Source organism: Amorphus sp. MBR-141, assembly GCF_053628695.1.
Window position 1 is genome coordinate 67,645 of the sequence record NZ_JBRJGW010000021.1, and the last position, 21,678, is coordinate 89,322.

18 protein-coding genes and 6 pseudogenes are annotated in these 21,678 nt (G+C 62.6%); 14 read left to right on the plus strand and 10 right to left on the minus strand.

The genetic code is table 11. The features are described 5' to 3' along the window. The first annotated feature begins 631 nt into the window (after nt 1–631). The 3 genes and pseudogenes from ACSSVZ_RS22660 to ACSSVZ_RS22670 all read left to right on the plus strand — a co-directional run. On the plus strand, nt 632–1,474 hold the full coding sequence (locus ACSSVZ_RS22660) for a type IV toxin-antitoxin system AbiEi family antitoxin domain-containing protein (RefSeq protein WP_453973086.1): 843 nt from the start codon (nt 632–634) through the stop codon (nt 1,472–1,474). After that, nucleotides 1,467–1,649, plus strand: a complete 183-nt coding sequence (locus tag ACSSVZ_RS22665) for a nucleotidyl transferase AbiEii/AbiGii toxin family protein (RefSeq protein WP_453973068.1) — start codon at nt 1,467–1,469, stop codon at nt 1,647–1,649. The genes ACSSVZ_RS22660 and ACSSVZ_RS22665 overlap by 8 nt, the downstream gene beginning before the upstream one ends. Nucleotides 1,650–1,678: 29 nt before the next feature. Beyond that, nucleotides 1,679–2,059: pseudogene (locus ACSSVZ_RS22670) on the plus strand (nucleotidyl transferase AbiEii/AbiGii toxin family protein); the annotation flags it as partial. 99 nt (nt 2,060–2,158) lie between these two features. Here ACSSVZ_RS22670 and ACSSVZ_RS22675 read toward each other — a convergent pair. The 4 genes from ACSSVZ_RS22675 to ACSSVZ_RS22690 all read right to left on the minus strand — a co-directional run bounded on the left by ACSSVZ_RS22675 (nt 2,159) and on the right by ACSSVZ_RS22690 (nt 7,093). After that, nucleotides 2,159–3,118 (minus strand): ArdC family protein, encoded by a 960-nt coding sequence (locus tag ACSSVZ_RS22675; protein ID WP_453973069.1) that lies wholly within the window; start codon nt 3,116–3,118, stop codon nt 2,159–2,161. A 681-nt stretch (nt 3,119–3,799) separates the two neighbouring features. Further along, the gene (locus tag ACSSVZ_RS22680; RefSeq protein ID WP_453973070.1) at nt 3,800–5,836 is read right to left on the minus strand and encodes an inverse autotransporter beta domain-containing protein; all 2,037 of its coding nucleotides are present in this window, start codon (nt 5,834–5,836) and stop codon (nt 3,800–3,802) included. A 329-nt stretch (nt 5,837–6,165) separates the two neighbouring features. After that, nucleotides 6,166–6,633 carry a DUF2569 family protein gene (locus ACSSVZ_RS22685; protein WP_453973071.1) on the minus strand — a complete coding sequence of 156 codons (468 nt, stop codon included), beginning with the start codon at nt 6,631–6,633 and terminating at the stop codon, nt 6,166–6,168. A 70-nt stretch (nt 6,634–6,703) separates the two neighbouring features. After that, nucleotides 6,704–7,093 (minus strand): hypothetical protein, encoded by a 390-nt coding sequence (locus ACSSVZ_RS22690; protein WP_453973072.1) that lies wholly within the window; start codon nt 7,091–7,093, stop codon nt 6,704–6,706. Nucleotides 7,094–7,435: 342 nt separating this feature from the next. Between ACSSVZ_RS22690 and ACSSVZ_RS22695 the strand changes: the two genes are divergently transcribed. From ACSSVZ_RS22695 to ACSSVZ_RS22715, 5 genes are all read left to right on the plus strand, one after another. Next, a complete protein-coding gene (locus tag ACSSVZ_RS22695; protein WP_453973073.1) occupies nt 7,436–8,020 on the plus strand; it encodes a tyrosine-type recombinase/integrase in 585 nt (194 codons plus the stop codon). A 341-nt stretch (nt 8,021–8,361) separates the two neighbouring features. After that, nucleotides 8,362–10,968 carry a type IV secretory system conjugative DNA transfer family protein gene (locus tag ACSSVZ_RS22700; RefSeq protein ID WP_453973074.1) on the plus strand — a complete coding sequence of 869 codons (2,607 nt, stop codon included), beginning with the start codon at nt 8,362–8,364 and terminating at the stop codon, nt 10,966–10,968. A gap of 87 nt (nt 10,969–11,055) precedes the next feature. Continuing rightward, entirely contained in the window at nt 11,056–11,241 is a 186-nt protein-coding gene (locus ACSSVZ_RS22705; protein ID WP_453973075.1) for a hypothetical protein, read from the plus strand. A 122-nt stretch (nt 11,242–11,363) separates the two neighbouring features. Beyond that, nucleotides 11,364–12,650 carry a nucleotide sugar dehydrogenase gene (locus ACSSVZ_RS22710; RefSeq protein ID WP_453973076.1) on the plus strand — a complete coding sequence of 429 codons (1,287 nt, stop codon included), beginning with the start codon at nt 11,364–11,366 and terminating at the stop codon, nt 12,648–12,650. A gap of 128 nt (nt 12,651–12,778) precedes the next feature. Beyond that, complete coding sequence (locus tag ACSSVZ_RS22715) at nt 12,779–13,801, plus strand: NAD-dependent epimerase (protein WP_453973077.1); 1,023 nt, start codon at nt 12,779–12,781, stop codon at nt 13,799–13,801. Here the strand turns inward: ACSSVZ_RS22715 and ACSSVZ_RS22720 are convergent. Next, on the minus strand, nt 13,789–14,181 hold the full coding sequence (locus ACSSVZ_RS22720; RefSeq protein WP_453973087.1) for a YdcF family protein: 393 nt from the start codon (nt 14,179–14,181) through the stop codon (nt 13,789–13,791). The genes ACSSVZ_RS22715 and ACSSVZ_RS22720 overlap by 13 nt on opposite strands. On the opposite strand from ACSSVZ_RS22720, the pseudogene ACSSVZ_RS22725 reads away from it, so the two are divergent. Next, nucleotides 14,172–14,427: pseudogene (locus tag ACSSVZ_RS22725) on the plus strand (IS630 family transposase); the annotation flags it as partial. The gene ACSSVZ_RS22720 and the pseudogene ACSSVZ_RS22725 sit on opposite strands and share 10 nt — an antisense overlap. A 38-nt stretch (nt 14,428–14,465) precedes the next feature. Then, a pseudogene (gene rfbA / locus ACSSVZ_RS22730) lies at nt 14,466–15,282 on the plus strand (glucose-1-phosphate thymidylyltransferase RfbA). Between the two features lie 19 nt (nt 15,283–15,301). Here rfbA and ACSSVZ_RS22735 read toward each other — a convergent pair. Together ACSSVZ_RS22735 and ACSSVZ_RS22740 are read right to left on the minus strand one after the other, a co-directional pair. Then, nucleotides 15,302–16,351 carry an EpsG family protein gene (locus tag ACSSVZ_RS22735; RefSeq protein ID WP_453973078.1) on the minus strand — a complete coding sequence of 350 codons (1,050 nt, stop codon included), beginning with the start codon at nt 16,349–16,351 and terminating at the stop codon, nt 15,302–15,304. 351 nt (nt 16,352–16,702) lie between these two features. Further along, a pseudogene (locus ACSSVZ_RS22740) lies at nt 16,703–17,159 on the minus strand (ATP-binding protein). Between ACSSVZ_RS22740 and ACSSVZ_RS22745 the strand changes: the two are divergent. After that, a pseudogene (locus tag ACSSVZ_RS22745) lies at nt 17,128–17,260 on the plus strand (IS110 family transposase); the annotation flags it as partial. The pseudogenes ACSSVZ_RS22740 and ACSSVZ_RS22745 sit on opposite strands and share 32 nt — an antisense overlap. Nucleotides 17,261–17,545: 285 nt before the next feature. Here ACSSVZ_RS22745 and ACSSVZ_RS22750 read toward each other — a convergent pair. Next, on the minus strand, nt 17,546–18,232 hold the full coding sequence (locus tag ACSSVZ_RS22750) for a UPF0149 family protein (protein WP_453973088.1): 687 nt from the start codon (nt 18,230–18,232) through the stop codon (nt 17,546–17,548). Next, a pseudogene (locus ACSSVZ_RS22755) lies at nt 18,218–18,517 on the minus strand (transposase domain-containing protein); the annotation flags it as partial. The pseudogene ACSSVZ_RS22755 and the gene ACSSVZ_RS22750, both read right to left, overlap by 15 nt. A gap of 112 nt (nt 18,518–18,629) precedes the next feature. On the opposite strand from ACSSVZ_RS22755, the gene ACSSVZ_RS22760 reads away from it, so the two are divergent. Both ACSSVZ_RS22760 and ACSSVZ_RS22765 read left to right on the plus strand, forming a co-directional pair. Continuing rightward, entirely contained in the window at nt 18,630–19,751 is a 1,122-nt protein-coding gene (locus tag ACSSVZ_RS22760; RefSeq protein ID WP_453973079.1) for a glycosyltransferase family 4 protein, read from the plus strand. Between the two features lie 5 nt (nt 19,752–19,756). Next, nucleotides 19,757–20,539, plus strand: coding sequence for a YdcF family protein (locus ACSSVZ_RS22765; protein ID WP_453973080.1), 783 nt, complete (start codon nt 19,757–19,759; stop codon nt 20,537–20,539). On the opposite strand, the gene nusG is transcribed toward ACSSVZ_RS22765, so the two are convergent. Beyond that, nucleotides 20,518–21,060, minus strand: coding sequence for a transcription termination/antitermination protein NusG (gene nusG / locus ACSSVZ_RS22770; RefSeq protein ID WP_453973082.1), 543 nt, complete (start codon nt 21,058–21,060; stop codon nt 20,518–20,520). The two genes, ACSSVZ_RS22765 and nusG, sit on opposite strands and share 22 nt — an antisense overlap. An 82-nt stretch (nt 21,061–21,142) precedes the next feature. Here nusG and ACSSVZ_RS22775 point away from each other — a divergent pair, with 82 nt between their 5' ends. Next, a complete protein-coding gene (locus ACSSVZ_RS22775; protein WP_453973084.1) occupies nt 21,143–21,583 on the plus strand; it encodes a plasmid partitioning protein RepB C-terminal domain-containing protein in 441 nt (146 codons plus the stop codon). Nucleotides 21,584–21,678 lie beyond the last annotated feature (95 nt).

Consider the following 21,678-nt stretch of genomic DNA (forward strand, 5'->3'; position numbering starts at 1 on the left):
GCTCTACACCTCAACCGTTTCAACGCCCTCAATCCTGCTTCCCGTCTCGCCAAAAGAAGTGGACATGCCAGTTACATGCCGGCGCACCGCACAGCTTTCGTCGCCTGAAGACAGGCGCGACGAGCAATTGTCACCTAGAGGGGGTTGGGCAGAAGGCCGACGCGTCCCTCGGTTGCTGCAGCAATGAAAGCCGGGGAAGCGAAGATGAGTTCCCGCTTTGAAAGTGCGCGGCGAAATGACCAATTGATACCAGGACTGCCAACACTCGCTGGCGCGCCGGTGCAGATGCTGGAGAACCTGCCAACATCTGAATGTTTGATCCAGATTGTGAATCGGCACGGAAATTCTGGATGTCGAAATACACTCGGGTTCACGGTTGCGGGGTGGCGGCGCGTGATCAGAAACCTAGGCTACCTGATGGGCCATAGCCAGACGATTGCAACCTGTCGGTGTTGAAGGCGTCTGGATTGAGGCTGGCGTGTCCACGGCCATGCGCCATGCGCATCAGTCGGAGCTCGAACACGCCGGGAAAATTTCCGCTATTCCGATTTTCATGGTTTAGAACCATGAAAATCGATGTAGAGTAAATAGTCTGATGACGGGACTTTGAAAGCATGCCATTTTGATGGCTATGCACCCTCAAAGACAGCCACGCTTAAAGCCCCTTCTGGACAAGGTACCGCCTGGATTCCTGGTGGACACACGCTGGCTCAGGGCCCAGGGGATCGACGCCAAGTCGATCCACGACTACGTCGCGCGCGGCTGGCTGCAGCGCGTCGTCCGGGGCGTCTACCGCCGCCCCTTGCCCGACGGTGTCAGCCCGCAGTCCACGGTTCCCTGGGACACTGTCTTGCTGTCCCTCCAACAGATCATGAAACATGACATTCACCTGGGCGGGGTGAGCGCGCTCGAGCTGGCTGGCCATGCGCATTACCTCTCTCTCGGCGGGACGCCGCGCCTCCATCTCTATGGTGATGTGCCGAGCTGGCTGACGCGGCTGCCGTGCCACGGAAAGATCGTGCTGCATCGGCGTACCCTATTCGGCGATGACCCGACGGGCATGGTCGACGCCGACCGGGATGCTCATGAAGACAGCCCGGCGGTGAACGTCTGGCGCTGGCCCCTGACGACATCGGCGCCGGAGCGGGCCATTCTCGAAGCCCTCGACGAAGTGATCGACGAGGCCAGTTTCGAGGCTCTGGACAGGATCTTCGAGAGCCTGACCGGGCTGCGACCAAGGCAACTGATGGCGTTGCTCATAGCCTGCCGGAGCGTGAAGGTCCGGCGCCTGTTCTTCGTTTTTGCCGACCGCCATCGGCACGCCTGGCGCAAGCACCTGGACATCGAAACAATCGATCTTGGCTCCGGACCGCGGGCGCTGGTCGCGGGCGGCAAGCTCCATCCGACTTATCGGATCGCCGTGCCGAGGGACTTCGTGCCTGCAAAGGATGCAGAGGCCGGCGCGGATGCTTGATCGCTATGTGCATCAGGTCCGGCTCCTTCTGAGCGTATTGCCGGACATCGCCAAAGAGGCCGTGTTCGCCCTGAAGGGTGGCACGGCCATCAACCTGTTCTATCGCGAGATGCCGCGACTGTCGGTGGACATTGACCTCACCTACTGCCGATTGGCGCGCGTAAGGCGTCTCTGACAGACATCAACGACACCCTCGATCGCATCATGGCGACGATCACCAAACGCAACCGGCGGATCCAGGCCAGACGCGTGGCCGGCGGTGGCAACAACGACACCCGCATCCTGGTTGGCGACGGCCGCGCCCAGGTCAAGATCGAGACCTCGCCGGTAATGCGGGGCACGGTCTTTACGCCAACGACGATGCTGGCGTCGAACGCGGTCACAGAGCAGTTCGGTTTTGCTGAAATGAACGTAGGAGCCTTCGAGGATCTATTTGGCGGGAAGCTTCACGCAACTTTTGATCGCCAGCACCCACGTTACCTCTTCGACGTCAAACTCCTGTACGACAACGAATGCATCAGTCACGATCTGTTCCGCGTGTTCCTGGTCTATGCGGAGAGCTCGGGTCGTCCGATGCACGAGTTGCTGGCCCCGACAGCACCATTCGACGAAGCTCTCTATAGTGAGGAGTTCGTCGGCATGACGCGCGAGACAATCACCAAAGAAGAGCGCTCGGCGGTTCAGTTACGCGGCCACCTGTTCGGTGGCCGCCTCCGCCTCTCCCGACGCGTCGTCCTCCTCCCCGAGGCCGTGCAGGAACTGCACGGCCTGCTGGGCCTTGGAGGCTGCGGTGAAGATGGCGCGGGTGTCGTTCTTGAGGACCTTGAGCCAGGTGGCGACGTAGGCTGCGTGATCGGGACGGGGGTCCAGACTGATCTCGAGGTCTGCGCAGAGAAAGGCGGCTCCGAGCTCGGCGACGAGCTCCTCGGCGGCATAGGCTTCGCTGCCGAAGCGGGTCTTGAGGATCCGGTCCAGACGGTGGGGGACACCACTCCAGTGCACCAGCTCGTGACAGAGGGTGGAGTAGTAGGCCTCGGCGGGCGTGCTGGTCGGGCTGCCGCGGAAGGCCTCCTTCGGCGGCATCTGGATGTGATCGCTCGCGGGCCGGTAGAAGGCTGCCTCGCCTCCGTGACGGATGTCGGCACCGGTGGCCGCGACGAAGGCCTCGGCGTCTGCGACCGGCGTGAAGTTTGTCTCAACTGAGGGCACTTCAGCCGGGGCCGGCTCCCATCCGTCCACCTGGTCGGCGTTGAAGACGATGTTGGCGCGGGCCACGCATCGGCGCTCGGGGGATGTGGTGTCAAGCTGGTTGGCGGCATCGTCGGGCTCGACGGTGAGGTCCTTGTAGAACACCGTCGTGGTGCCTTTCTCACCCTTGCGCACCTGGGCGCCCTTGGCGGTCCACTGGCGGTAGGTGCCCCATTCGGGCCGGGAGAAGCCGCGTGTCTGGGCTGCCACCCACAGGGCGAGGATGTTGATGCCGCGGTAGGGTTTCCCGGTGGCGATGTTCACCGGACGGGAGAGGGCTCCGCCTGCGCGATGCCAGGGCATCTGCCAGGCCTCGGTTCCGGCTTCGATCGCGGCCACGATCGTGTTGGTGATGGTGGCGTGCACGTCGGTGCGGGGTTTGGTCGTCTTTGTCATCGGTCTGTCCTCCTTGGGTCTCTCTGGCCGCCCGCCTTTCGAACGGCCTTGCGATGGCCTCGTACAAACCGGGGCCTCAGAGCCGGCCGGCGCATCCGAAGGACCGCAACGTGAGAGGAGGACGGCGCAGCCGTTGCGACCGGGCGGCGGCCCCGGTCAGAGCTGCCATCTGGGGGCAAGGCCGAAAGACATGCGGGCGTCTTGACCGGAGAGACGGAGGACGGACCGGGGAGACAAAGACATCCGCCGCCGGAGTGCCTGACACGCCACCCCGACCATTCGGCCGCACCCGCAGCCGGACCCCCTGTCAGGAGACTGTCAGGAATTGCAGCCGGGACGTTTTCGGCCCCGCCCATAAAGCATCACGGGTCACCGGCGTGGCGGACATCATCCGCCGACCCGAACGGGAATGCGGACCCCGGGATCTCCCTGGGCGCCATGGCTTCGCGCAAACGCCGGATCACAACCGGTTAGACGTGCGGTGGAAAAGAAAGCTGGGGCGCTTTGCAACGAGACCTGCCCGTTTGCCGCGATTCCAAGACACTTCAAAGGAACGGCACTTGGCCGTGCGCACGCGGCCAAAGGGGGGGTCCTTGCCGAACTGCGTGAAGCGGAATGAGAGAAAGGTGCTGTATGACAGCACACATCTTGCGTAATAGTCTTAGCGACGACGAGGATAGCTTACCGGCGGGCACACCGAATGTTGCGGTTAGTCGCCTTACCGTAATAGCTCTGGGTACCGTCACTGAATCTCTGCAGCCATGCGACGCTGCTAGTGCCCTCCGAGGATGACCAGTAATATTGTCCGCTAATATCGAAGCTATTACGCAATAGGCCAGTTGTGCCGCTGTTGTCATCATCTGTTGCACCATTCACAGTCGGCAGCGGATGGTCAGGATCGTCCGTAGCATTCAAGTTGGCATAGATCACATCCAGCTCCGAAATCGCCGGAAGATACCAGCCGCCGCCCGGCAAAGTATTACAGGCTTCCGCCGCTGGATGCGCACCAGAAACATCGGCCACAAGCATTGCCGTATTACCCGGTCCGTCCGTGGCATTCACATTCGTCCAGGCCGTGCCCGTTCCGAAATTCGTCGTGTCAGAGACTGTATTGCTATCCTTCCATTGCATTTTGTCTCTGGTATTCGGATCCCCGCCTCCGCTTTCGCAGCGGTCGTCCACGGGGTCGTAGTCCTGACCCAAATCGCATCTACGGACAAAGAAGTCCGTCGTGGTGCCCGGCACATCCCCAGCATAGATCATGACGTCGTTGATGTCGGTGGGATCATCGCCGAAGAGGCGGGCGCAAGCCGAGTTTGTGGGGACGGACAAATTTCCCTCGGGACATCCCGTCAGGCCGAGCATGCTGACAGCCGGAACGTTGCCGGACAAAGCGCCGCTGACTTGGCGCACCTGCACGCGGATCTCGTTGGTCCGGCGCACCTTGTCGAAGCGCCGGTCGAGGACGGTGGCGAGATTATAGGAGGGCTGCTCCCACCAATCCTCGAAGCCTTGCCCGAATCGGTAGGTCAGTCGCAGGGCGATCGCTCCTTCAACATCCGACATCTCATTGTCTTTGGTGGCCGAGGCGCGCAGCGTTATCCCATTGATCGGCGCGTATTCCGCCGCAACCTGATAGCCCCAGATATCATCGCCGTCGGGGTTCATGACGGCGGTCTTTTCCTGGCTCGAGTGATAGCCTTTTGCGAAGATCTCCCATTGCGGCATTTGCGGCACGCGGCCGGAGACTTCGATGTCCGATCCGCCCAGCGCTTTTTCCTGGTAGCCGTCGCCCCGGCTGCGCCAGCCGGACCGCCCAAAATATGTGTTGAAACTCACCCCGTAGAAGCTGGTCTTGTAGTCCACGCCCAGCGACATGCGGGTGTGATGATAGGGCCATTGGTGGTCGAAGAACACGTTGGCACCGAACATATGCTGCTCGTCCGGCGTAACGTAGCGGTAAGCCACGCCGGCATTCGCCGTGTTGCGTTGGTCGCTTGTACTGGCCCCGAGGTCTTCCACGTCCTTGTTGGCAAAGGAGGCCTGAACAAAGACGTTGTGGTGCAGATCGGGGCTGCTCCATATCGGCTGGATCGTCAGGATGGAATAGCTGTCAACTCCGGCTTCGCTGAGGCTGTATTCCAGCTCCATCCGGTTCAGTGCAACCACGTCACTTGCGGCAACGCCCGCCTTGAGACCTTCCAGGCCGCCGCGCAGGGCGGCCGTCTTCAGACCGGAGTCGAGATTTCCGTCGCCGGACAGCCCGGTCATGGTCTGCGCGAACCCCTTCGCGAGGCCAACGCTGCCGCGGGCGAGTTCACGGGTTGCGGCGTTCATTGCCGCTGATGCCATATCGTTGCCGATCTGCGGCAACGCTTCCTGCAGTTGCTGCCGCACCCATTCCTGCGTCAGCTGCCCTTCGTGGGAAAACAGCGCCCGGCCGCGTTGGGCCAGGAGCGACACCAGATCTTCCAGACGCGGATCCCCCTCCAGCATCTGCCCCGTGGCGATCACTTCGCGGGCAAGGCGCTGCTCCCAGTCGCCGAATTCGCGCGCTTGTTCGCCCTGCGTTGCGGAGCGATGCAGGGTCTCAAGGCTCCCGGAGCCCGCATTGCGGCCGCTCCCGCTCGCCGTCGCCTCAATCGCCGGAACGGCGCCCAGCATTGCCAGAAGCAGGGCGCTGTGAAGTCCGAAAGCGAGACGTTGACGGATGAACAATAGCAGTTAATTCTTTTTAATTATTAGCGATTATAGTAATAATAAATAATTCATACCATTGAATCAAAGATAATAGAGCAGGCTCGCCTCATCTGGGGGGGGGGGGAGCTTTCACCAGGTCCGGTTGCTGATCATCCAGACGGTAGGTGGCAAGAAAGGCCGGCGCAGGCCACAAACCGGCGCTCGGGAAAAGGTGGACAACTGCGATCGAGGGCCGCAAGTAAAGCAGACCAACCCCGCTTGGTCGATCGCCAAGGCAGGACGTCCTGCTAATCGGACGCCCTGCCAGCTAGTCGGTCACGGTGATCTGACCAAATGGACAATGACCGCTACTCGTCCGCCCGCACGCGATGGAAGTAGGTGACGTTCACCCGCTTGGACGCCTTGAAGTACCAGATCAGCAAACCGCCCTGGACGAGCCCGATCAAGCCGCCGACGATCGCACTCATCTTGCCGGCCTGGACCGGCGCCAGCACGCCGGCGACCACCGAGTTGATCACGGCCACCACCATCGTGACGTAGAGCATCTGGCTGACGTAGGCGGGAAACCGGCTATCCTTCAGGAAGCCGGCGAGCGCGATCAATGCGTAGATCAGTCCGAACACGATGCTCAGGATCGTGGAGACCGGCGCATAGGCGCCGTAGAGCGCGCGCATCTCCGAATAGGTGAACAGCGTCACCAGCGAGTTCAGCGCGCCGAGCGCCATCAGGATCAGGATGACCAGCAGCCATCCCTTCACGCCATAAAGCCGGTGTGCCTTAGCGTCGACTTCGCTCAGCTGTTTCCAGTTGGTCATTTGCTCCTCCACGGTGTCGGTGAATGGATCGTCGTCGTCAGAGGCCCGGTTCGGGACGTCCGGTCGGTCGTCATGCGCCGAGCTCGCGCAGTCGGGACTCGATGGTCGACCGCTGTGCCCCATCTGCAGGGTCGGCCAGGCGCTTGCGCAGGCTCGCGACGAGCGCGTCCTTCGCCCGACGGGAGCGCACCAAGGCCGCAATGGCCATGATCCCCACAACGATCGCAATCAGTGTGAGCGCTCCCACGGCAACGCCCCACTCGCCGAGCTGTTGGTGAACCCGGTCGGAGTACTGCAGCGCAAAGGCTGAGGTTTGAGAGATCTTGTGCAGGAGCAAGATCCAACCGAAGACGGCGGCGACCCAGAGTGCCGATGCCACCCCGGTGACGACCCGCGTTCCGGCCTGCTGGGTCTTCCAGGTCAGGTAGGCCGCCTCGTCGGTGTTCGTGGCTTCAGTCATCCGGCTCCCCCAAAGGCTTGCAACGTCTGACGAGGATCGGGACGGAGAGCAGGCCGCAGCCCAAGCCTCCGGAGCGCCCGACGCACCTCTTCCGCATGGCCGTCCTGTGCGCGAACAGCCGTCGGTGTCTGTCTTGGCGGGACGGCAGCATTCTGCCGGCCCCGAAGGCAGCGATCCCGACAGGGTCCCAAGGCCAACGTGGCGCATCAGCCACACCCCCTCCCGCCAAAGCTGCGACAGAATGTTCAATTCGGTCGCGCGCGCCCGGCTTGGGCTGCTACGATTCAGTCAACGGGAACAGCAGCTTGGGAGGGTAGCGCCTTCGTTTATGCGCGAGGCCATATGGAGTGGAGTCTCTATGACGGGACCGGTCACCGAAAATATCTGAGCGACCGCGAGCGGGCGGCATTCATCAAGGCCGCAGCCCGCGACGGCGGTGCGGTCTTCACCTTCTGTCTCGTCCTGAAGGAGACCGGCTGCCGGATTTCCGAAGCCCTGGAGCTGACGCCGGACCACATCGACATGTCCGCCGGCATCATCATCTTCCGTAGCCTCAAGAAGCGACGGGAGGGCATCCACCGGGCCGTCCCCGTGTCAGCCAAGGTTCTGTCAGCCCTTCAGCGGGTGCATGACATCCAGAGCCTGCAAAGCGACGCTGAGCTTCGACAAGCGCGGCTCTGGCCGTGGCACCGGGCGACGGCTCACAGGTACGTCACGACAGTGATGCGGAAGGCAAGGATCGTCGGCCCGCATGCGACCGCCAAAGGCCTGCGCCACGGCTTCGGTGTGGCCGCCCTCAGCCGCGGCGTACCGATCAACCTACTTCAGAAGTGGCTGGGTCACGCGTCGCTCTCGACCACGGCCATCTATGGCGATGCCGTCGGTGCGGAGGAACGCAAGATGGCCCGCAAGATGTGGGACGAATAATGCGCTGAGAGGGGTTGACCGCTGCAACAGAATTGAACATTCGGTCGCACTCTTCTTAACACCGTAAAATCGTTAGAGAAAGCGGCGTTTGCGACACGCCGGGGAAGCGGCGTTCCGCTGGAACAGTCAGGACATTGCCAACGCTGATGTTCGGGCAGGTGATTGCTGCCGGATAGATTACTCACCGCCGCCCCGGAATATCGAAGCCGCCGTTCGGCATGCGACAGCCACAGCTGGCATCGACATCGCGTGGTCACGGCCGTGCCGCCCCCGATTGGCAGGCTCGCCTTGTGGTTGCGGTTCGACTCGGCCATCGTAGCTGGTCGGCAGGGTGTAATTGGGTGGTCGTCGACATGCCGATCAAACGGAAGCTTCGCTATTGGGCGGCGATCGCGCCGCTTTTCGTGTTCTTCATTCTGGGCGCCGTGGTCCGCCCGGACTACTTGGACTCCCTCGGCGCCGTGCTGCTTCTGGCGATCGGCCTCTATCTCGCCTGGGCGGGCGCCTATTGGACCCTGCTGCAGGCCCGCCGCCTGTATCTCCTTCGCGTGCGCATAGCTCGGAAGCAATCGCTCAAAGAGAATGGCGCCGAGGAGCCGACGAGCAGTCCCCAGGCGCGAGATGCCTGGTGGGTCGCTGGACGTGCGTTCGGGCGCATCGTCGAATTTCTCAAGAAAAGACGGCCGAATGCGCCCGCCCCCGAGAAATCCGAAGCGCAACTGGCTGAAGAGGCATGGAAAGAAGCGGCCAGGCGCAATGAGGTCCCCACCACGATCTTCAATCCCTACGTCGTCGTTCGCATCGGGGACAGCAGGTGGCAGCTGACTGCGTCTGCCGCCGAGACACAGCTGGATGCGCCGGGCGTACCCCAGGCGCATCTCGATATCGTCCAGGCGATCGATGATCTCGGCTGCACATTCGTGATGGGCGGATACGATTTCGGCAGCGGCTACGAACGGGCCCTGCTGCAAGGCCGGATCGAGGATGCGGAAGACATGCTCCGCCGCGTCATCATTCCCCACGGTCCGCCCGAGCTCTACGAGCGCATTCAGCACGCGGGCGGCGGAAGTCGGTTCGCTGCGGGAATGGACCTAGAGGCGGCAGGACTTTTTGTCGGAAGCAAGCGTGCGCCCGATGCCATCGAAGTCGGCATCGCAGAACCGCCGGCCGTCACCCCTGCCGTCCCTCTGTTCCATCAAGGCGAAGGACACATTCTCACGATCGCTTCGACCGGTGCCGGCAAGGGGCAGCGCTACATCCTGCCGACCCTGATGACCTATGGCGGCCCGGTCCTGTGTCTGGATCCCAAGGGCGAGAATTTCCGGGCCACGGGCCTGCAGCGCGATCTCATGGGCGGCGTGTTCAAATGGGCGCCCTTCGACCGCAACGGCGAGACCCACGCCTTCAATCCCCTCGACGTCATCGAGGATTGGGACGATGCAAGGGTGGTGGCCGATCTCCTGATCACCCCCTCCGACAGCGGCGAGAAGCGCTTCTGGGACCATTCCGCGCGCGACGTCGTGCGCGGTCTCATCATGTACGTCAGGACACTCGAGCCCGAACGACGCACCATGCGGGAAGTCGTTCGCCTCCTCTATGCCAGCGCTGAGGAGCACGAGGCGTTGCGGACGCAATTGGCCAAGAGCGATGACGAGATGCTCGTCGAGCTCGCCAACCAGTTCGACGTCATGGCCGACCGCATGTTCGACAGCATCCTGCAGTCCGCCCGTGCGGAGCTCGATGCCTGGCGCTCCAAACAGATCGCCAATGCGACCAGCACGACGTCCCCAGGCTGGGACATCCACCAGTTCGTGTCGGACCTCCGCGAACGCGAGGCGCAGATCGCCCGCGGCGAACGCTACGGGCCCCTCGGCTATCATCACGTGTTCTACATGGACGATGAATACAACCGTCTCGAACGCGGACCTTCGAAGAGTATGTTCTTCGTCGTCCCACCTGACCGGATCCGCTCTTACGCGAGCGTCCTCAGGGTCGTCATGGGCGTTCACCTCAACGCTTGGGCCAGAGCGGAAAACTTGGTCGAGGAAGACCATCCCGACTGGCGCGTCGACCACCAGGTCCCGGCCCTCTTCGTTTTCGATGAGTTGGCCCAGCTCGGCCACATGCCCCTTATCGAAGATCAGATTGCGATCGCGCGAAGCGCCAAGATCCGCATGTGGCTGATTGCCCAGGACCTGCCTCAGCTGAAGGTCACCTATCCACGCTGGGAAAGCATGCTCGGCAATTGCCGAACGCAGATCTTTTTTGGGGTCAACGACATGGAGACGGCCACCTACGTCTCGAGCCGCGCCGGCGATAAGACGACCGTCTTCGAAGAAACAAGGCCGTTGGTCCCGCCGGCCGAGCTGATGGGGCCGGCGTTCAAGCACCACGCGATGGTCTACGCGCGGGCGACCCCGCCTATCAAGGTTCGCCTGCCTGAAGCGTTCCATGAGGACGAGCGCATGCGCCAACTCGCGGAGATCGCCGTCAATCTCCATGAGCAGTACCCGGTTGCACCATTGGAGGGCCCGGGGTCAGGAACGATGGTAATCGAGTTTGCCACCTCCGACCAGGAGGCCGAGATCGACAACCCCGTCGAGCCAGCTCAACCAGATACCTCACGTGAGCCCAGCGACAGTACTGATGTCGGCAACGGGGGATTGGCGGCGTCGGACAGGAGCGGATCTGATGATGAGCTACTGAAACCCAACCTCGGTCAGTCCGCCGTATCAGACGAGCCGCCTAAAGCGCCTCAGGCGCCACATGATTCCGCTGAGGCGTCCTCGGCGGCATGCCAGCAAACAGGGCCGAGTCAAGAGGACCAAACAGAGCAGCTGACAGCTCCTGAACGCGACGGCAAAAGCGCGGCGAGGAACTCCACCACTAAGCGACGGAAGCCCCGCCCCCGAAGAAGGCCGGAGGCATCCACGCTCGAAGACGAATGACTGCTACGTGTTTCACAATCCTGGGTGCGATTGTCAACTGAGATTTGGCCAGGCCAAACCTCTTGGTTTCGGACTAAATCGAGAAGCATGAAGACTGGCTCGTGGCGCGCCTACCACCCTTACCTATTGAAGACCGAAGCGGCGATCGCCCGGCTCACGTCGACGGACAAAGGCAACGAACTCCGAATCGGCTATTGGTTACGCTGGCGCAAGTGGGAGGACGTCCACAATACGGGCGACATCGTCATGTTCGCCCTTCGACAATGCCGTTGAGTTCATCGCCAAAGACGCCGTCTTCTGAACCTGACGCTGAATTTGAATAAGGTCGAGCTTGGATAGACCCGCTTCTTTAGAAGAGTGGTACGCGTTGAGGAAGCGCCGGTTTGGGGGAAAGCATGACAAAACATAGCAGACGGATCGGAGTGATCGGCCTCGGCTATGTGGGCCTGCCGGTGGCGGTTGCATTGGCGAAGTCCGGTGCTCCGGTGGTCGGCTTCGACATCAGCGCGCGGCGTGTCGAGGAGCTCCGCTCCGGCCATGACCATACCCGGGAGGTCGACGAGCACGTTCTCATCGATGCCGGCATCCGCTTTTCCAGCGATCCGGAGGAGCTGAAGGGGGCCGACTTCTTCATCGTGACCGTGCCGACACCGATCGATGCCGCCCGCAGGCCCGACATCGGGGCCCTCATGGCGGCCAGTGCGACCGTCGGCGCGGCCCTCTCGCCCGGTGCGATCGTCGTCTACGAATCGACCGTCTATCCCGGCGCCACCGAGGAGGAATGCGTTCCCGTTCTGGAACGCGCATCGGGCCTCGTCTGCGGGACGGATTTCACCGTCGGCTACTCCCCCGAACGGATCAACCCCGGCGACCGCGAGCACCGGCTGGAGACCATCGTGAAGGTGGTGGCGGGCCAGGATGCGCGCACCCTCGATGTCGTCGCGGACGTCTATGGATCGGTGGTCACGGCGGGCATCCACCGCGCGCCGTCGATCCGGGTCGCCGAAGCGGCCAAGGTCATCGAGAATGCCCAGCGCGACCTGAACATCGCCTTCATGAACGAGCTGTCCGACATTTTCGGGCGGATGGACATCGACACCTACGACGTCCTGGCTGCGGCCGGCACGAAGTGGAATTTCCTGCGGTTCACGCCCGGCCTCGTCGGCGGCCACTGCATCAGCGTCGATCCCTACTATCTGACCCACAAGGCGCAGATGGTCGGGCTGCATCCCGAGGTGATCCTCGCCGGCCGCCGCACCAACGACGACGTCGGCGCCCGCATCGCGCGCACCGGTGTGCGGCTGATCAACAGCGGCGGCCGGCCGGGCCGCCGCGTCACGGTCCTCGGCATCACGTTCAAGGAGAACGTCCCGGACATCCGCAATTCCAAGGTCGTCGACGTGATCCGCGAACTGCAGGCCTTCGGGATGGAGGTCACCGTCTCGGACTGCATGGCCGACGCAGCCGAAGTCCGTCACGAATACGGGTTCGAGCTGGTCGAGGAGGCTGCGCTCGGGCGCGCCGACGCGGTCATACTGGCGGTTCCGCACGAGGCCTATCTCGACCGCGGCTGGCCGTTCGTCGAGCGTCTGCTGGCGGAAGACGGCGGCGTGATCATGGATCTCAAGGCGCGTCTCGACCGCGCGGCGAAGCCGGACCGCGTCCGCCTCTGGCGGCCATGAGTGGCGTCCCGCGCCGCTTTGTGTGACAGAACGTTGACACCGCCGCCTGGGTCGTCGATCCCGGTGGGTGCGCCGGCAGCGCAGCTGCGCGCTGCACGCTTCTCCCGCACACGAGCAGACAGGATCCGATGAAGGTACTCGTGACTGGCAGCGCCGGCTTCGTCGGCTTCCACACCGCCAAACGGCTCCTGGAGCGCGGCGACAGCGTGGTCGGGTTCGACGTCGTCAACGACTACTACGATCCGGCGATCAAGGAGGCGCGGCTGGCCGTGCTGGCGGAAACCGCCGCGCGGACCCATGCCGAGTACGCCGTCGTGCGCGAAAACCTCGCCGATCGCGCCGCCGTGGAGGCCTGCTTCGAGACGCATCGTTTCGACCGGGTGATCCATCTCGCCGCCCAGGCCGGCGTGCGCTACAGCCTCGTCAATCCGCACGCCTACGTGGAATCGAACCTGATCGCCTTCACCAACGTCCTGGAGGCCTGCCGCCACGCCGAGGTGGCGCACCTCACCTACGCGTCGACCTCCAGCGTCTATGGCGCCAACACGAAGATGCCGTTCTCCGAGCACGACGGCGTCGACCATCCGCTGCAGTTCTATGCCGCCACCAAGCGCGCCAACGAGCTGATGGCGCATGCCTACAGCCATCTCTACCGGTTGCCGACGACGGGGCTGCGCTTCTTCACCGTCTATGGTCCGTGGGGACGCCCGGACATGGCCCTCTTCATGTTTACGAAGAATATTCTCGCGGGGGAGCCGATCCCGGTCTTCAATCACGGCAACCACACCCGCGACTTCACCTATGTCGACGACATCGTCGAGGGGGTGATCCGGATGAGCGATCAGGTGGCCGAGCCCGATCCGGCCTGGGATGCCGCGGATCCGGATCCGCGCTCCTCCAACGCGCCGTTCCGGATTTTCAACATCGGCAACAATGCGCCGGTGAAGCTCTCCGCCTACATCGAGGCGATCGAGGAAGCGGTCGGCAAGACGGCGATCAAGGACTTGCTGCCGCTGCAGCCGGGCGACGTGCCCGATACCTACGCCGACGTGTCCGAGCTGGAAAAGGCGGTGGACTATCGGCCGGCGACGCCGGTAAAGGACGGGGTCTCGGCCTTTGTCGCCTGGTACCGCGACTACTACGGCTCCTGAGCGGCCTTGGACTGCTCTGGTCCGGGGAACAGCGAGGTCGACCGGCCAAGCAGGTAGTAGGCGATCAGTCCGACCCATTCGTGGGCTGCGTCATCAAGTCTTCCGAGTCCCGCCGACAGGTCCGGCATAATCCCCGGCCATTCGGTTCCGCGGCTGCGATAGTCGACGGGCCAGGCAACCAGTCCGGTCCACCCGCTGGCACGGAATGCCCCCATCGTCCGCGGCATGTGGATTGCCGAGGTGACGATCAGCCAGGTCTGGCCCGGCTGCGGGCGGAGCGCGTCGTGCGCAAAGCGCGCGTTGTACCAGGTCAGAGCGGGAGAACGCCTCGCTGTCTGTTGTGCGGGGAAGCGTCCTCTTCTGCTAGACCGAGCTGGCAGCCCGCGGCGTGAGGGTGTCGCACAACGCGGTGTGGCTGTTCCTGCAGCGCGAGGGACTGCGCTTCAAAAAAAACGGTTCTGGCGCTTGAACAGGCCCGTGCCGACATCGCCGGCAGGCGGCGACGATGGCGCTCTCGTCAACACACGCTCGATCCCACGCGGCTCGTCTTCCTCGACGAGACCTGGATCAAGACCAACATGGCGCCGCGCTATGGCTGGGGCGAAAGGGAAATACGACGAAGGGGATCATACTGGCCAGCGGCAGCGGCACGCAGCTCTATCCGATGACATCGGTGGTCTCCAAGCAGTTGCTCCCCGTCTACAACAAGCCGATGATCTACTACCCGCTTACCACCTGATGCTGGCGGGTTTGCGCGAGATCCTGATTATCTCGACGCCCCAGGACCTGCCACGTTTCGAGCAGCGTCTCGGCACCGGGGAACAATGGGGCATCCAACTTCAGTACGCTGAACAACCAAAACCGAACGGCCTCACTCAGGCGCTGATAATTGGCAAACGATTCCTCGACGGAGGGCCTTGCGCCCTCATCCTCGGCGACAACCTCTTCTACGGTCACGATCTTCCCGAGCTGCTGAGCGGCGCCATCGCCGATTTGCGAGGCGCCACCATATTTGCATACCATGTGAGTGATCCGAGACGCTATGGGGTGGTCGAACTCGATGCTGTAGGCAGGCCGATCTCGATCGAGGAAAAGCCCGGGGATCCCCGTTCGAACTGGGCCGTCACCACCTCTATCTCTTCGACGGGCGCGGACCGTACATTGCCCGAAAGATCCGCCCCTCAGCCCGCGGCGAGTTCGAAATTACGGACGTCAACCGATCTTACATGGAAGACAGCGCCCTGTCAGTCGCCTTGATGAGGCGCGGCTATGCCTGGCTCGACACTGGGACGCCAGAAGCGCTCATGGAGGCAGCGGAATTTGTGCGCGCACTGGAACATCGCCAAGGCATGCGCATCGCCTGTCCGGAGGAGATCGCCTACGGCAACGGCTGGATCTCACGCGACGCCCTTAAGGCGCTCGCCGCGCGCCTCGGCTCCACCGACTATGCCCACTATCTCTCCGGCCTGGCTGGCTCCTGAACGGCAGCCCCAGTCAGCCCTAAAGACTCATGCGATAGGGAAGCCAAGCAAACGCTGTCTTTGCAAACACGAGCCAGACGAGCTGCACCAGACCGCAATAGACGACGATGAGCGCGACCGAGACTCGGCTTTTTACATGGGCGTTCATTATATCTGGCAGGCGGCTTAACACAAACATTTGGATCGGAATAACGTAGAGCCCGATCCGATCTATCGCGGTAGAAGACGGCACGACGAAATATGACGCAAACAAAAGAACACCTGCCAGCGCGAGGTAGGTCCAGAGACGAAGCTCCGCCAGATTTTCGACGAAGCTTTTTCTGAGAAGAAGAAAGATTATGGCGGGAAGGATATTCATCGCCAAGCGGATGAACGCTCCTTGCGACTGGTATTCAGCGTCGATGTATCCCTGTACAAGTGTATCGACATCATCGGAAAGGAAGGTAAAAAACAAACCTACCCCCACGAGGCCGAGCCAGAATGCGCTCCAGATTCTGCCGCGCGAACTGCTCGCCAAGACGCCGATCGGAACGAGAACGATTGCCGTGCGGTGAAACATGGCAGCGAATAGCATCCAGATGACGAAGCTACGCAGTCTGCCCGAGGAAAGGGAAACCAACCCGCCCATCACGAAGCTGATCGCGACCGCCTGCCGCGTGTAGCCCATGGCCACGATGATGACAAGATAGGGCATCGCGACCGTAATCGCGAGCCAAGGTCGCGGCTGTCTCCGGGCGAAAGCGATCAAGCCAACGGCGAAGAGGACGCCGCATACGAAATTGACAGAGGAAATACCGAGTCCAAGCTGAGCGGCAATCCAATTGAGGAGCACATAGCCAGGATCGCTGCTGCCGAGAGCTTCCCATAGCGATTGGTAGGAGGCGCGCTCGAGGTGCGCCAAGTAACTGTTCCAGTCGCCGCCGACTTGAAATCGGAGTCCGATGATCGACGAAAGAAATAGCCCAAAGACCAGCCATCCGAAACCCTGCCTGCGGGTGCGCCAGTCCGTCGGACGCTCTCCAATCGCTAAGGCTGCCGGCACCAAAAAGAAGATCCAATAAGGAAGCATGGTCGTTCTATTTCCGGTGCCATGCCAGAAACATCAGCACCGGCTAGAGGCGGTTAACGAACAAACCCTGCACCGGAGAGGGGCGCGCGCCGACCGGCAGGATCAAAATGCCTTGCTTGGAGTACTGCAGTATCCCATGTAGATTGGAACCGCTTCCAGGGCAAGAGAACGCCACCCTTTTTGCAGTCCAGTGCGCCATTATACGGATTCCGACGAAACCGGCCATGCATTCCAAAATGAAGCCTGCCACCTGTTCCGATTTCATTCCGGCCGCCGTTCCGATTTGAAGCCGGCCATCTCCTGGTATGATCCTGGGTCGATTTCGATGATGGGTCGGTGTCGGAGTTCAGGTCAAGATGCCGCCGTGACCGTCGGCCTTGGAGATCGTTTTCGCAGGCTCTCGCCGGACAATTCGATGCGATAGGCGTTGTGGACGAGCCGGTCGAGAATGGCGTCGGCGATGGTCGGATTGCCGATGATCTCGTACCAGCGATCGACCGGCACCTGGCTGGTGACGATCGTCGACCGGCGCTCGTAGCGGTCCTCAACGATCTTGCCGCTTGCGGATGAAGTCGCACCCGGCCAACTGGAGAAAGAGGCCACGGTTGAGACCGCGCACGGCACGGAAGTCGGTGTCCTCGACCTGTGCGTCGTGACGCAATCTGGCCGCCCAAGCCCGGGCTTCGAAGCGCTTTTGCCGGCGTTGCGTCGCCTCGGACTCAAGTAGGAGCGCCAGCCATTCTGCGTGTTCCAGGGCCCAGGCCTGGGGCTGGACTTTGGCGCGGATGATGGAGCGAACGCCTCGCATGCTGATACGCAGTGGCTTTGGCCAACCGCATGGCGCGCATTGCCTGGGCGTTGATGCGTAACGGCGATAATTATCGGGATCCGGCGATGGCGGCAGCATAGGTCATAATCGTCAGTTTGCCGTCGCAGATGTAAGCAGGACGAAAGGATGCGTAAGGGCAAATGGTCACGAGACCGGATCGGGCGAACCGGCATTCCGGACGAGCGCCTTCAAGCGCGGGCAAGCGAAATGGTTCCGATCTGCATATCTCCATACGGGCCCACAGCGTTTGAAAGCCGCATTATTGAGGCCGGACACACGACCGCACCTGACCGCAGCTCAAACGTGGCCCAAAAAATGCTTGCATTCGAGGGGGCGTCCACACGCGTCCGGCCATAGGGGCTTGATCAGTTTAGACCGCAGCACTTCTTGTACTTCTTGCCGGATCCGCAGGGACACGGCTCGTTTCGCCCAACCTTGTGCGTCTTCATGGAGGGTTCGGTGATCGGCGCACGGAGGCCGCTCTCGAGGCGCCAGATGTTGAGCGTGATGACGCAGGGCGCGATCAGCTCGGTCGCCACCTCCTGGAGCGCGTCGGGGTCTTCGACCGGCACCTCCTCGTCGCCAGGTGCCAGCGCCGAGAGCGCGACGAGTGCCGACAGAGCCGTGTGCGCGTTCACGTCGTCGTCTTCGAGGATCATGCCCCAGCTATCGGGGCGAACCGCCATGGCCTGGGCGAAACCCTCCGACCAGAGCTCCCACAGCACCTCGTCATGGCGGCGGTAGACGTCGAAGATGGGACCATAGCCATTGCCACGGTGGAAGTCGTTCGAGACGGCGTTGTAGTACTTCATGATCAGGCCGACCGTCTCCTCCACGTCTTCCATGGAGTCGAAGACGGGCTCTGCGTCTTCGTCGTCGGCGCACCAGATCAGCGGCAGCCACTCGCCCGGCATCACCAAGTCGGGGCAGACCACGATCCCGGCAAGGAAGCCGTCGAACTCGCTCAGGAGCATGACCTCATGCTCGTCGGCCAGGGCGGCAAGGCGCTGATCGAGCTTCTTCGGGTACGGCGGAGTTGCGGCATCGGCCATGTTCCAGGGCAGAAGCTCGCAGATCCGGTTGATGGGGTGATCGGCGATGCGTGCAAGAACATCGCGCAAGTAGGCCTCGCGATCGAGGCCGTTCAGCCTCGCCGTGTCGATCAGCGACAGGATTGCCGCAGCGCGCTCGCCGCCAGCGTCGGAGCCTGCGAACAGCCAGTTCTTCCTTCCAAGGCATACGGGTCAGGTGGCGCGCTCGGCCGCGTTGTTGTCGATCTCGGTCGTGCCGTCGGGAGGTAGCCGCATAGCGCCGGCCACGTAGCGGATCGCACCTGCATGTGATCCGCTACGTGGTGGGCGCGCTGCCGCTGCATGCCTGCAATTTCCTTTGCCGCAACGTTGCTGTATCAGTTGCCGAAAAGCGATCCAGGTGGCCAATGGCAGTTTCATGCACATCCTGATGACAGTGAACGCGGCCTGGAACATCTGGAATTTTCGGCGACCCGTCGTCGAGGCGCTCCTGACTGACGGGCATCGCGTCACTGTGCTGGCACCGCCCGACGACTCGGTTCCCGACCTCGAGCGGATCGGCTGTCGTTTTCGCCCACTCGAGATGAGCGTGAAGGGCCTGAACCCGGTCCAGGACCTGCAGCTGCAGCGCAGGCTGAAGCGGATTTTCCGGGAGGAAGAGCCCTATGCCGTCCTGAGCTACACGATCAAGAACAACATCTTCGGGGCCCGTGCCGCGCGCGCGGTCGGCGTGCCCATCATTCCGAATGTCACAGGGCTGGGAACGGCCTTTCTCTCGGGCGGGCTGTTGCAGACCATCGCCGAGCTGCTCTATCGACGCGCCTTTGGCAAACTGCCAATCGTATTCTTCCAGAACGAGGACGACCGGGATCTATTCCTCGACCGCAAGTTGGTGCGCGCGGATCAAGCGCGCCTGTTGCCAGGCTCCGGCATCGATCTGGCGCGCTTTGCGGCGAAAGAGATGCCTGCGCCTGAAGCGCCGCCTGTGTTTCTGATGATCGCACGCCTTCTGCGCGACAAGGGCGTGGTCGAATTCGTCGAGGCGGCCCGTCAGATCAAGGCCACCCAGCCGAACGTACGTTTCCAGCTGCTGGGAGCAACCGGTTCAGAAAACCGCACCGCCATCGACAGCGCGACCGTCGAGGCTTGGGTGGCCGAGGGCGTGGTCGAGTATCTCGGAACCACCGATGACGTGCGCCCGGCGATTGCCGCTTCCTCCTGCGTAGTGTTGCCGTCCTACCGGGAGGGGGCGCCGCGCACGCTGATCGAGGCGGCTGCCATGGCGCGACCGCTCATTGCCACCGACGTGCCCGGCTGCCGCGCGGTGGTTGATCGCGATGTCTCCGGCTTTCTCTGCGAGGTGCGCAGTGCCGACAGCCTGGCGCGGGCCATGGAGCGCTTTCTCGCCCTCACACCGAAAGAGCGTGAGGCCACGGGCCGGGCTGCGCGGGCGAAGATGGAGCGTGAGTATGATCAGGCCTTCATCGTCAAAGCGTATGGTGCGGCGCTCGCCTCCGTCGTGGGCGAAGGGCAGAGGTAGTCTCAGTGGATACGGTTTTCTTCATCGCGTCCAAGCTCATCGGTGCACTGCTGCGCCCGGACACGTGGATTGTCATTGCGCTGGCTGGCATCGTGCTGGCGCTTGTCACGGGGCGGCGGCGCACCGCGTTGGCGATCAGCAGCCTAACATTGGCGCTGCTTGTCGCGCTGAGCATCCTGCCCCTCGGCGATCTGCTCTTGCAGCCCATTGAGCGGCGTTATCCAGCCAACCCGAGCCTTGAGGCCGTCGATGGCATAATCGTGCTCGGCGGTGGCGAGGACGCGCGCGCCAGCGCCTATTGGGGCCAGATGCAGCTCAAGGAGGGCGGGGAGCGGTTCACGGAGACGCTGGCGCTTGCGCGGCGGTTTCCGGAAGCGCAGGTGCTGTTCACTGGCGGCAGCGGCGCGCTCCGGGACCTGGCCGGCGCCACAACTTCGGAAGCCTCCATGGCCGAGCAATTCTTTTACGCGCAGGGCGTGGCAACAGATCGCTTGCTGCTCGAGGGGCAGTCCCGCAACACCGCAGAAAACGCCCGTCTCAGCCTGGCCCTCGCCGACCCTGAGCCGGATGAAACCTGGGTTCTGGTCACCAGCGCCTTCCACATACCGCGCGCCATGCGCAGCTTTGAGACGGCAGGATGGGACGGCATCGTGGCCTGGCCGGTCGATTATCGCACATCACGCTTTGCAGACGGCATGGGCTGGAATCTCACGGGAAACCTGTCTGTCCTGAACACCGCGATCCGCGAGCACGTCGGACAGCTTGCCTACCGTCTGACCGGGCGCTGATCACGCCGCTCTACAGTCCGCAATTGGCTGGCATTCACGACCACCCTTTTCTGCCCGCCCAGGATCTCCATCAAGACCCAGACGCGGCGATCGGGCGCGATCTGTTCGACCTCGGCCACGAAGTTGGCGAAGGGCCCCTTGGTCAGCGCGACCTGATCGCCGGGCTTGAGCATCTTCGGGGGCAGCAGCTTGCCGTCGGCGTCACAGCGCAGCATTATCTGCGAGACCAGATCAAGTGGGATCGCTGCTGGCTCTTTGCCGAAGCTGACCAGCCGCGTGATGCCGTAGGTCGAGTTGACCTTCCGCCAGAGGCCGCGAGCCGCGTCGAAGGCGACGAAGATATAGCCCGGAAACAGCGGCCGCTCGGCGGTGACGAACTTGCCGTTACGCTGCCGCGTTTCCTCTTCGAGCGGCAGGAATGTCTGGAAGCCCTGCCGCGTGAGGTGCTTGTCCGCGATCCGGGCGCAGTTCGGTTTCAACTGCGCCAGAAACCAGCTTGTGCCGCGCTCATGTGCCGTCATTGCGCCCCTTCTATCGTCGCCCCCCATATATCGCTCAAATTCGAGCACGTGCAAGCCGGGTTTGCCGGACTGATGTGATGTGATGATTGCCGCGAACAGCATCACTGCCGCCCATGCCGACGCCCTGCTGAAAGCGCCCCCGCCGGAGCAGCCCACCGATTACAAGCCGCCCAAGCCGGAAGAGCCCAAGGGCGATCCGCTGGAGCAGATCGTCAAGCTCGAACGCGAGATGACCCAGTTCCAGAAGAAGTACAAGGATGCCGAAGAAAGCCATGGCTCGGAACTGCTCAACCTCGTTGTCGCCAAGGGCTATCTGACCAAGCTTGTGGCCGATGAGGCAGTCCGGTCTTGGCTCGGCAGCAATACGCCCGAGATCCTCGAACAGTTTGAGCTAGTCATCAACACCACCAGCATGGAAGAGGCAATGGAGGAGCAAGCGCGCGACGGGATCGATGAGCCGGATGCGGCCGCGGACCCGGCGGCGGCGCAGAACGAGGCATCGGGCGGGCTGGCGGCTGAGTAGTGTCAACGGCGGAGCAAAACCGGGCCATTGGGCGGCGCAAAAGTAGGCCACTTGACGCTGCAAGCGGGGAACGTCGGGAGGGCGTAGCCCGACCA